This is a genomic window from Streptococcus sp. 2100 (genome assembly GCF_013276335.1).
Lineage (GTDB): Bacteria > Bacillota > Bacilli > Lactobacillales > Streptococcaceae > Streptococcus > Streptococcus pseudopneumoniae.
The window spans coordinates 16,365-28,416 of record NZ_VMKV01000092.1; the positions used below are offsets into that span (position 1 = coordinate 16,365).

Below are 12,052 nucleotides of genomic sequence, written 5' to 3' on the forward strand. Positions count from 1 at the left end.
TCCTTTTCCAAAACCATATATTTAACTTCGTATAAAATATCTATTAGATACACTTCTTTTGAAGCTTTACCCCATATGGGGTATTTAATAATATTTTTTATTCCACTATCTATGAAATTAATCAACCATACTATTATAGCTACGATTAAAATTAAACCCAAAAATGTTTCAACAGAAATAGCTGTCTCATCTGCAACAAATAATTTATTTAAAGCCAAAGTGATAAAAGCCGTTACCAAAATTATACCAACTATGCCTACCGACTTTACTAAACTTTCATACTTCTTAATTTTATTATCCTGTTTATCTGTCAAATCAGCTATTAACAACTTCACAGCATAACTAGCTTTTTCTCCATACATAAGAATCAATTCATACTTTATTTCTCTACATAGCTCTTCAAATTTATTAGGTTTTCCATCTGAAATTTTATCAAATTTTCGACTGAGATAAATAAAGCCCCCCAAAGAAAGTACAGTAAAAATAAGAGAAACTATTTTAACACACAAATCACCAAAATTCCAGAACCAAAGTACATAACTTGTCAACATTAGAATAATAAATACAATTAAGCTAACTAGAAATAAATTTCTAATTTTTATTACTTTAGGGTAAAATTGTTTTTCATACTCATTAAAAAAATATTCAAATTCTTTAACTTTATCTAGTAAAGTCTTAATAACTTTATTATTCAAAATTTACTTTCTCCTTAATTTCAAACTATCCAACACTTCCGGATACAACTTGTACTCTGCCTCATGGATGCGAGCTTCAAAGCTTTCTATGGTATCATCAGCCAGCCGTGGCACACGCACTTGTTTGATAATCTTCCCTGTATCTACACCTGAGTCCACCCAGTGAATGGTCACGCCACTCTCAGCAACACCAGCATTCCAAGCGTCCTCAATCCCATGAGCTCCTGGAAATTCTGGCAGGTAGGCTGGATGAATGTTGATGATTCGGCCTTCATAGGCTGCCAATAAGGTTGGCCCAACAATTTTCATGTAGCCTGCTAGACAAACCAAGTCAATCTGGTGCTCTTCCAAGAGTTCGACAAGGGCCGCTTCGTAGTCTGCCTTGTTCTCAAACTCCTTGAGTTCAAAAGCGTAGGATAGGACACCAAGCTTGTCTGCACGTTCGAGCACATAGGCGTCACGATGGTCTGAAAAGACAAACTCTACTGGAAATTGTTCCGCTATCACCTGAAAATTTGAGCCATTACCAGAGGCAAAAACTGCTATTTTTTTCATTTGATGATGACACTTTCGTTTTCTTTCTTGACGATACGACCAATTTCATAGACTGGTTCATTCAACAATTCCTTGATACGAGTTACATTTTCAGGGCTAACTGCCAGTATGAGCCCTACCCCCATATTGAAGATTTCAAACATTTCTTCATGTTTGATTTCACCGTATTTTTCAAGGGCTTTGAAAATTGGAAGCACTGGAACCTTGTCTTCCTCAATCTCAGCTGCTAAATCAGCTGCAAACATACGAGGGACATTCTCAATAAAGCCACCACCTGTGATATGGGCAATGCCGTTGACCAACTCTTCCTTGATGAGTGGCAAAACAGACTTGACATAGATACGAGTCGGCTCAAGCAAAACTTCCTTGAGTTGCTTGCCTTCCAATTCTGGCAGGACTTCCTCACCTGTGTAGTCTGCAAAGACACGACGGACGAGAGAGTAACCATTTGAGTGAATCCCACTTGAAGCGAGTCCGAGAAGAACATCACCTTTTGCCACCTTTGAACCGTCAATGATTTGAGATTTTTCAGCCACACCAACCGCAAATCCAGCCAAGTCGTAGTCATCTTCGCCGTACATGCCCGGCATTTCAGCCGTTTCCCCACCGATGAGGGCAGCACCAGCCTGCACACAACCTTCTGCCACACCAGCAACGACTTGCTCTAGCTTAGCTGGTTCATTCTTACCTGTCGCCACATAGTCGAGAAAATAGAGGGGTTCCGCACCTGCAGCGATGATATCGTTGACACACATGGCCACACAGTCCTGACCGATAGTATCGTGCTTGTCGTACTTGATAGCCAGCATGAGCTTGGTTCCGACACCATCCGTCCCTGAGATCAATACGGGCTCTTTGACACCTGTTTTTGAAAGATCAAACATGCCACCAAAGCCACCAAGAGCTCCAATGACACCTGCACGCTCCGTACGAGCCACGTGCTTTTTAATCCGTTCAACAACTTCATAACCCGCTTCAACATCCACACCAGATTGAGCGTACGCATTTTTATTTGCCATTTCTTTATTCCTTTTCTTTTATGGAGAATCTCAGTAACTCACTTGTAAAAACTGGTCTTTTCTTCCAAACTTCTACGATAGTCTTCTTCGTAGTCATAGAGAGGTGTTGGGTAGTCACCGTCAAAGTAAGCGACACAGAGACCACCATTTGGCGCATCCGTTTCAATCCCAATCGAATCAATCAACCCCTCAACAGAGAGGTAAGTCAGGCTGTCAGCTCCAATGATTTTGCGAGTTTCTTCAATCGTATGATTAGCCGCAATCAGCTCCTGACGGGTCTGGATATCAATCCCGTAGAAGCATGGATAAGCTAGCGCTGGACTGCCAATAGCAACGTGAACTTCAGTCGCACCTGCTTCTTTCAAAAGCTGAACGATACGACGAGAAGTTGTTCCACGTACAATAGAGTCATCAATCATAACCACACGCTTGCCTTTGACAACACCAGAAACTGCAGACAATTTCATCCGCACCCCTTGCTCCCGCAATTCTTGAGTCGGTTGGATAAAGGTACGTTGGGTGTATTGGTTCTTGATGAGGCCCATTTCATTTGGCAAACCAGATTCTTCCGCAAATCCCATGGCTGCGCTGAGGGAAGAATTGGGCACACCGACCACTATATCCGCCTCATGCTTGAATTCACGCGCCAATTGAGCACCCATACGTTTACGTGCCGTATGAACATTGACACCATGAATGTTAGAATCAGGGCGGGCAAAATAGATATACTCCATAGAACAGATTGCTAACTGAGTATCATCCGTATAGCTATCATACTGGATGCCCTTGTCATCAATGATCACAATCTCACCTGGCTTCAAATCACGAATCCATTCAGCACCAATAACCTCAAAAGCACAGGTTTCAGAGGAAACCACCACCGCTCCGTTGGCCATTTTCCCGATAGAAAGCGGACGGAAACCATTGGGATCAAGAGCCGCAATCAACTTATCTTCAAATAGCAAGATATAGGCAAAACCACCTTTAACTAGGCTGAGCGCCTCCTTGATTTTGCCCATCAGACTAGGATTGTGACTGCGACGAATGAGGTGAGCCAAGATTTCAGAGTCCGAAGTCGCGCTGAAAATTGCTCCTCTTTGTTCCAGTTCTTTCTTGAGAGAGGCTGCATTGGTCAGATTTCCATTATGAGCCAAACCAAACTGCATATCGTGAAAACGGAAGAGGAAGGGTTGGATGTTATCAACAGAAGCTTCGCCAGCAGTCGCATAACGCACATGCCCAATCGCACCAGCTCCTGTCAATTTATCCAAATTGGCTGGATTTCTGAACACTTCTGATAAAAGCCCCATGTCACGATGGCGCTTCAGTTGTCCTTGATCATTGGAGAGGATTCCTGCCCCCTCCTGACCACGGTGTTGAAGACTGTGGAGTCCAAAATAGGTCAACTTAGCAGCATCTGGATGTCCCCAAATACCGAAAACACCACATTCTTCATTAAGAGATTTTACTTCGTATGTCATTTTTTATACCTAATTTTCATTTGTAATCATCAAGAGCTAGATTTACATGACTTTTACATTACTGATACTATCTATTAGAAAATCTGTAAGTCTTATTTTCCAGTGAAATGTTTAACCGCTGATGCGAACAGGTGTTGGTCTTTATTGCCTGGGATATTTTGGAAAAGACCATCCTCATAACGTTCTGAGTGGCCCATCTTACCGATGATTTGACCATTCTTGCTGGTAATTCCTTCGATGGCATGGACAGAACCATTCGGATTGTACTTAGAATCCATACTTGGTTTACCGTTAAAGTCAACGTATTGGCTGAAAATTTGACCATTGTCACGGAGCTCTGCAAATTCCTCAGCCGTCACGACAAACTTCCCTTCACCATGCGATACTGGGATAGCATGAATATTACCCACTTGCACTCCAGCCAACCATGGCGAGTTGGTATTGGCAATCCGAGTTTCCACCATCTTGGCCACGTGCTGGTTGGCATCATTGTAGAAGAGGGTTGGGCTCGTACTGCTGGCATCCTCGAAGTTCCCGTATGGAAGAAGACCTGATTTGACGAGGGCCTGGAATCCATTACAGATACCGATAATCAAGCCACCACGGGCGATAAAGCTATCAATAGCCGCACGCACTTTTTCATTAAGCAGGATATTGACGATAAACTTAGCTGAACCATCTGGTTCATCCGCAGCCGAGAATCCACCGGCAAAGAAGAGAATATTAGTCTTGTCGATATTGTCAACCATAGTTTCAACTGACTTGACAATAGCTTCTTCATTCAAGGTCACGAATGGCACCAAATTGACCTCTGCACCTTCTTTTTCGAAGGCCTTAGCTGAATCATATTCTGAGTTGGTTCCTGGAAAGACTGGGATGTAAACCACAGGTTTTTCAACCTTTTCTTTGGCTTTAATCACAACATCTGATACCACAGCTGGTACTTCTTCTAGTTCTTTCGCTTGGGTAAATTCTGTTGGGTAAACTTCTTCCAATGTCCCTTGAAATGCACTGTCAAGCTTGTGTCCATCTAGCTTCACACCGTTGACAGTCAGTGTAAAGTCTGCTTTCGTTTGTCCAATCTTCTCTACTCCAGCAATTTCTTCAGGAGATGTGAAGACAAATCCGCCCAATTGTGCTGTCAAAGAACTTTCAAGTTCAGGCAAGATTACCTCTGCACCGATATGATTTCCAAAAGTAGCAAGAGCCAAACTTTCAACTACACCACCGTATTTGACAGCTGATGCAGATGTCACTTTATGGTCAGCTTGGATGGCTTCAAACTGAGTAAAATTTTTCTTAATCAAGTCAAAATCAATCTCTGCAGAGAGGGCTTGACCTGGGATGTAGTAGATATTTTCCCCAACAGCTTTAAATTCTGGAGAGAGCACCTTACGGCTATCTGCCGTCGTCACCCCAAAGGCAACCAAGGTTGGCGGAACGGTCAATTCTTCAAAGGTACCAGACATGGAGTCCTTACCACCGATAGATGGCAAGCCAAGCTGAATTTGTGCTTCAATAGAACCTAGAAGAGCAGCTACTGGCTGACCGAAACGCTCTGCTTGTTTATCCATACGCTCGAAATACTCTTGGTAAGAGAAACGAGCCTTGGACCAGTTGGCACCAGCAGCCACCAAACGAGCAGTTGCTTCGATAACCCCATAAGCAGCACCGTGGTATGGAGACCATTCAGCTACATATGGGTTGAAACCTTGAGCAATGACCGACGCAGTATGAGTCACACCGTGTTGAACTGGCAATTTCTGCACAGATGCCTCAGTTGGTGTGAGTTGGTAACGACCACCAAGTGGGTGATTAACCGTTGAGCGTCCAACAGAGCAGTCAAAGATAGTCTGTAATCCTTTTTGACTTGCATGGTTGAGGTCAGATAGAACCGTAAGGGTATCTGATTCCAGTGTTTCAGCAGATGTTTGACGCTCTTCTGGGAGTTTGACATCCTTGTCCACAACTTTGGCATCGACAACCACGCGCACACCATTGGTGTCAAGGAAACGGCGTTCCAAGTCAACGATTGTCTCACCATTCCAGTGCATGACAAGATTTGGTTTTTCAGTTACTGTCGCCACCACAACAGCATCAATATTTTCTTTGTTACATTCGGCAACGAAGGTATCCACATCTTCAGGACGAACCACGACCGCCATCCGTTCTTGTGATTCAGAGATGGCAATTTCTGTACCATTCAAGCCCTGGTATTTAAGAGGCACCTTGTTGAGGTCGATTTCAAGACCGTCTGCCAATTCACCGATAGCCACACAGACACCGCCTGCCCCAAAGTCATTGGACTTCTTGATCAGACGAGTGACATTGCCATTACGGAAGAGGCGCTGAATCTTGCGTTCTTCGATGGCATTTCCTTTTTGAACCTCAGCACCAGCAGTCTCTACAGACTCAACTGTTTGAACCTTAGAAGACCCTGTCGCACCACCGACACCATCACGTCCAGTCTTACCACCGAGCAGGATAATGACATCCCCCGCTTCCGGTTTTTCACGGACTACATTTTCCTTAGGAGCAGCACCGACAACGGCACCCAACTCCATACGCTTAGCAACGAAGCCTGGGTGGAAGTATTCACGAACATAGGTCGTCGCAAGCCCAATTTGGTTACCATATGAAGAATAACCATGAGCCGCTGTTTTAGAAATGACTTGTTGTGGCAGCTTACCAGCACGCGTTTCAGAGATTGGTGCTGTAATATCACCTGCACCCGAGATACGCATAGCTTGGTAAACGTATGAACGTCCTGACAATGGGTCACGAATGGCTCCACCAATACAGGTAGCAGCCCCACCAAATGGCTCAATCTCAGTTGGGTGATTGTGGGTTTCGTTCTTGAACATTAGGAGCCATGGCTCTTTCACACCATCAACATCCACTTCGATTTCTACTGAGCAAGCATTGATTTCATCTGACACTTCCATATCATCCAAACGTCCATTGGCACGCTCATAACGACCGAAAATAGTAGCCATATCCATCAAGGTTTGTGGTTTTGCCGTACGTCCCAACTCATCACGCATGGCAATATACTTGTCATAGGTCGCCTGCAATTGCTTTTGGAATTTAGAAGCTGAAAAGTCGATGTGTTTCAACTCTGTCTCAAAAGTCGTATGACGGCAGTGGTCAGACCAGTAAGTGTCCAAAACCTTGAGTTCGGTCTCAGTTGGCACGCGCCCCATTGACTTAAAGTAGTCTTGGATAAAGAGCAAATCATCCACTTCCATGGCCATCCCTTGCTCAGCCTTGTAGCGAGCAAAGTCTTCTGCTGTATAGCTTTCAAAGAAAGTCAATTTGGGAATAGTCTTGTCTGACTCTGAAAATTCCTGCTTGGCAATCCCTACCGTGATGTCCTTGAAACGAGAATCAACTGGGTTGAGCAGATAGTTCTTGACCGCTTCCAACTCAGTCGCATCAATATCCTTATTGACTAAGTACAATTGTGCTGTATTAACCGTCACATCACTCGAACTTCCTAGTAAAAGCAAGGCTTCCTGTGAAGAAGCCGCACGCTGGTCAAACTGCCCTGGTAGGCTTTCAATCGCAAAGAAAGCATAGTTGGCAAGATCCGCCTGCACAGCCGCTTCATCCAAAACATGGTCTATCACCTGCTCAGAGAAAATGTGTTTCTCTGCAGGTGCAAACAGGTCCTCTGCCAAGTCAAATACATCATAAACTCGCACGATGCGAATACTTTTCAAAGTTGAAAGCCCCAAGTTGTGCTGGAGCTCTCTCACCAAACTCTCTGACTTGACCTGAAAATCAGCCTTTTTTTCAACAAAAATACGTTTATCCATCAATTCTTATTCCTTTATTTCAGCTCTTGCAATGTTTCCAAACAGCCTTGAGGTTGTTATTTCAATTCCTGCAACTTTTCCCAAACAATCTCGTAAACGTCTGTTAGTTCTCCCAATCCTCTACGGAAAACATCCTTATCCATGTGGTTGCCATCCGCATCCCACAAACGGCAGTTATCTGGTGAAAATTCATCTGCTAAGATAATCTTGCCATCCTTGTCAAAACCGAACTCTAGCTTAAAGTCAATCAACTTAAGCCCAATCTCAGCAAACCAGCCTTTCAAGAGTTCATTGATACGACGGGTTTCTTCCTTCAAGTAAGCAATCTGCTGGTCATCCGCAATCTTTAGGAATTTCACATGCTCGTCATTGATAAATGGATCATCCAAATCATCATTTTTATAGTAAAATTCAACAATCGGAGTATCCAAGGCGATACCTTCGTCTACGCCAAAACGTTTTGAAAAGGAACCAGCCGTGTAGTTGCGGAGCACGACTTCCAAAGGAATAATCTCAACCTTTTTATTGAGTTGTTCCGTGTCTGAAAGTTTCTCCACAAAGTGAGTCGCCACATCAGCCGCATTTAATTTCTCAAAAATAAAAGATGAAATCTGATTATTCAAGACTCCCTTACCTGCAATCTGCTCCTTCTTGACACCGTTGAAAGCAGTCGCCTGGTCCTTGTAAGTTGAAATAATAAGATTTTCATCTTCAGTTGTATAGATATCTTTAGCTTTTCCCGAATAGATCAACTGTTTTGACATTTTAAAGTTCGCCTTTCGTATTACTTGAGCACATTCTACCATAAAAAACCTAAAATTACAAGAATTTAACCGAATAAATAACATAGCACCCTCGAAAATCATAAAGAAAAAACTGCAAGAAGAATCTTTCTCACAGTTTTAAAATCATTTAACTCTGAAAATACGAACATTACTCTTTGTTCAAAAATTGATCTAAATAATAACGCAGGTGACTTTTCTTGCCCGTAATCATCTGTAGACGGCCTTCCACCCCGTACCGAAGTTTTTCAGCCTGCTCAGAAGTTAGATTAGTCTCCGCTTCAATTTTAAAGAAATTCCCTTTTTCAGTCTTGGTAGCTGTAGCATCTATGCTGGTAATAGTAGAATCTAGGAAAAGTTGATTCTTGGCATCATGAGTCGTAGTATAGCGAACAGAATCACCGACCTTGATTCTTGCTACATCTTTTGAACTTAGATAAGCTGTTAGCTTGGCTTTTCCTTCTTTTTCCAAGGATGGATAGAGTTGGGCTAGTAGGGTACCTTCTGCTACCATGGTAGAATCACTAGTCTCAGGATTAAGGTGAAGCACCCCATCCTCACTGGCCGTAATTTTCCCCTTGTCTAGAAGACTTCCCTGAACCTTCTTGCCTGACTCTGCTTCCAAGATTTTTTGGTCTAGAAGGGTCAATTCCTGACCAACCTTTGCCAAGTGTTGGGATTTGAGAGATTCCAATTGACTGCTTAAACCTGACGCATAGGCTTGCTGGGTACCTGAACCTGCATACTGGACACGGTAAGTAGCAAGACTAGATTCTAACTGAGAAAGCTGCGCTTCAACCTGCGCAACAGCCTGAGCCTTAGCTTGCGGATTTTCCTCGCCCTGAGACTTGTAGGACTGGTAGAGAGAGTAGGCTAGATTCTGACTGGCCAAGGAAGCACCTGTTTCCATAGCTGACTTAGCTGTCTGGTAATCGCGAATTTTAGCCTCTGTTTGACTGATGAGGTTGCCGATTTCGGCTTGGGTTTGGCTAGCTGCTGCATTCTGGGACGCGATGGTCTCATTTTGTTGCGATGTACTAGCCCTAAGACTGCCTGCTTGACTGATGTAGTCGCGAAAGGTGGCTTGGTAGCCAAACTTATCCTCCTCTGGAAAGTGGTTCTCCCCTTCTTGCAGGCTCTTTTGCAAATACTCCAATTGCTTTTTTTGATCCTTGAGCATATCCAACTGACTAGCATAGGCCTCCGCTTGGACACCCTCTGCCCCTTCCTGATATTGAACCAAGAGATCCCCCTTCTTAACCAGCTTATTTTCTTCCAAATGATTGACAAGAATACGATTGTTGCTAGTTGACTGGATATGTGCAAGGATACAACTAGGCTCGACAGTAGCTCTAGTAGACAAACTCATCTCCTTATCTGCAAATGTTGCAAATCCAAGTAAAAACACAAGCAGAAGGGACATGGGGACAATCACCCGACTGGAAAAATTATGGTAACGACGATTATAAAACTCCGCACTTTCTAAAAATTCTGGTTTCATCCTCTCCTCTTTCTAGCTATTGACCAAATGGGCGTAAAAGCCACCCTGTGCAAGCAAATCAGCATGCTTTCCTTCTTCAACAATCTTGCCCTGATCCAAGACAACAACCTTCTCTGTCCGCTCTGCAATGGTCAAGCGGTGGGCGATGAAAATCAAGGTCTTGTCTAAAGCCATGAGATTATCTACGATCCGCTTCTCTGTCAAAATATCCAAACTGCTGGTCGCCTCATCCAAAATCAAGACAGGTGCATCTGTCAAGAGAGCACGCGCCAGAGCGATTCTCTGCCGTTGACCACCTGAAATCCCTGCCCCATCCGAAGTCAATTCTGTCTGGTAATTCAGTGGCATGCGCTCGATATCCTCCCGAATCTCTGCCAATTCCACCGCCCGTAAGATATCCTCTTGAGTCGTCCCCTCCTTGGCTCCAAGGAGAAGATTCTCCAAAATCGTTCCGTTAAAGACATAGGGCTGTTGAGGCAGATAGTTGATGTACTGGCGCAGGGCTTTTTTATCAATCTGATTGAGATTGACACCACCCAGACTAATCTCTCCCTGACTTGGGTCGTAAAAATTAACCATCATCTTAGCCAAGGTCGTCTTACCTGACCCCGAAATCCCCACAAAAGCCACCTTAGAACCCTGCGGAATAGTCAAATTGATATCCGACAAGACATCTCGACCATAGCCATACTTATAGTAAACCTGCTTGAAAGTCATCTCTCCCTTCATCAAACTCAAATCCTCAACCGTTTTCTTCTCCTCAAACTCCGAGGCTACCAGATAGACCTCATTCAGACGGTTATTGGCAACCTGTGCTGTCTGAAGCTTGGTTTGCAGATTGATGATATTTTCCAAAGGATTGGTAAAGTAAACCAGCAAGGTATTATAGGTAATCAACTGCCCCAAACTCATCTTGCCATCCATGACCAGAACAGCCCCCATCCAGAGAATGCCGACATTGAGCAAGAGATGGCCAACTTTTTTCAGAGCCTTTTGCTGACTCTCTGCCCGACTATAGGTAAAGGATTTCTTCAGATAATCCACAAATTCCTTGTCAATCTTTTGATAACGTGAACTTTCACTAGTCAAGGACTTGATAGTCTCAATACCGTTGATGTCCTCAATGATAGAAGAAGACAGAACCGCATTGGCTTCCATGGTGTCCCGATTCATCTTTTCAAACGGCTTCATAAAGGCAAAGATAATCACTGTGTAGATAGGAAGTGCCAATAAAGTCATGAAAAAGAGATTGGTATTTTGTGAAAATAAAACAAGAGAAATAATGACAACTGTTGACACATCTAGGAAAATCGAAAGAATGGTCGAAGCCAGCGCATCGATGATACTATTAGCATCCGTGAAACGAGACACGATTTCCCCTGTCCGACGTGTCGCAAAAAAGGACATAGGCAGGTGAAAAACATGCTTGATATAGGACAAAATCACATCAATCGACAAGCGTTGCCCCAAAACAAGTAAGAGATACTCCTGAGCGTAAGACAAAATCTGCTGGAGAATATAGACGATAACCAGCCCAATAGAAATAATCCCAAGCGTCGAACGCATCTGATCTGGCACATAGGTATCAATGATAGACTGCATATAATAAGAACCCACAATGTTAATCAAGGTTACCAAGAGTGTTGCCAAAACGATATTGGCAATCAAGCAACGCTGCTTCACTAATATAGGGATAAAAGAGAGCAGACCATTCTTTTGTTCCTTATGAGGCTTGTAGTCTGGACTAGGTGCCATAAAAAGAGTCACTCCTGTCCATTCTTCCGCAAAACGCTCACGTGGCAGTTTGGTCAATTTCACCCCAGGATCTGGATCGGCAATATGAATGCTATCCTTATCCTGCCCAGTCACCACATAGTAGTGGAGCAATTTTCCTTCCTTAAGAACATGGGCAACAAAAGGAAAAGTCAAATCTGGCAAGTCAAAGAGCGTCATATCCGCCTTAATTGCTCGCGTCTCAAAACCAATTTCCTCTGCCACCTTGACCAAGCCCAAAGCCGTCGTCCCATCCATAGTCGTCTTAGCCAATTCTCGCAAGTGAGCCAAAGAATAATAACTACCATAGTAGCCAAAAACCATAGCTAATGAAGCTACACCGCAGTCCATCTGATCCACCTGCGGACGATAGTGACGTTTCCCAAATTTCATCTTCATCTCCTTTTTCCTAATACTCAATGAAAATC

The 12,052-nt window shown here is 43.6% G+C and carries 8 protein-coding genes; 1 reads left to right on the top strand and 7 read right to left on the bottom strand.

What is annotated here, in order from left to right; genetic code table 11:
• Window positions 1-111: 111 nt before the first annotated feature.
• On the top strand, window positions 112-342 hold the full coding sequence (locus tag HT669_RS10355) for a hypothetical protein (RefSeq protein ID WP_138703024.1): 231 nt from the start codon (window positions 112-114) through the stop codon (window positions 340-342).
• A gap of 356 nt (window positions 343-698) precedes the next feature.
• Here the strand turns inward: HT669_RS10355 and purN are convergent, their stop codons facing one another.
• From purN to comA, 7 genes are all read right to left on the bottom strand, one after another.
• Window positions 699-1,250 carry a phosphoribosylglycinamide formyltransferase gene (gene purN / locus HT669_RS10360; RefSeq protein WP_023938635.1) on the bottom strand — a complete coding sequence of 184 codons (552 nt, stop codon included), beginning with the start codon at window positions 1,248-1,250 and terminating at the stop codon, window positions 699-701.
• Window positions 1,247-2,269, bottom strand: coding sequence for a phosphoribosylformylglycinamidine cyclo-ligase (gene purM, locus HT669_RS10365; protein ID WP_023938637.1), 1,023 nt, complete (start codon window positions 2,267-2,269; stop codon window positions 1,247-1,249). The genes purN and purM overlap by 4 nt, the downstream gene beginning before the upstream one ends.
• 38 nt (window positions 2,270-2,307) lie before the next feature.
• A complete protein-coding gene (gene purF, locus HT669_RS10370; RefSeq protein ID WP_023938639.1) occupies window positions 2,308-3,750 on the bottom strand; it encodes an amidophosphoribosyltransferase in 1,443 nt (480 codons plus the stop codon).
• 92 nt (window positions 3,751-3,842) lie between these two features.
• Window positions 3,843-7,568 carry a phosphoribosylformylglycinamidine synthase gene (locus HT669_RS10375; protein ID WP_172922017.1) on the bottom strand — a complete coding sequence of 1,242 codons (3,726 nt, stop codon included), beginning with the start codon at window positions 7,566-7,568 and terminating at the stop codon, window positions 3,843-3,845.
• A 56-nt stretch (window positions 7,569-7,624) separates the two neighbouring features.
• Complete coding sequence (gene purC, locus HT669_RS10380; RefSeq protein WP_050222965.1) at window positions 7,625-8,332, bottom strand: phosphoribosylaminoimidazolesuccinocarboxamide synthase; 708 nt, start codon at window positions 8,330-8,332, stop codon at window positions 7,625-7,627.
• A gap of 169 nt (window positions 8,333-8,501) precedes the next feature.
• Window positions 8,502-9,851: a competence pheromone export protein ComB gene (gene comB / locus HT669_RS10385; RefSeq protein WP_172922619.1), complete on the bottom strand. Its 1,350-nt coding sequence runs from the start codon at window positions 9,849-9,851 to the stop codon at window positions 8,502-8,504.
• 12 nt (window positions 9,852-9,863) lie between these two features.
• Complete coding sequence (gene comA, locus HT669_RS10390) at window positions 9,864-12,017, bottom strand: peptide cleavage/export ABC transporter ComA (RefSeq protein ID WP_172933703.1); 2,154 nt, start codon at window positions 12,015-12,017, stop codon at window positions 9,864-9,866.
• Window positions 12,018-12,052: the final 35 nt, after the last annotated feature.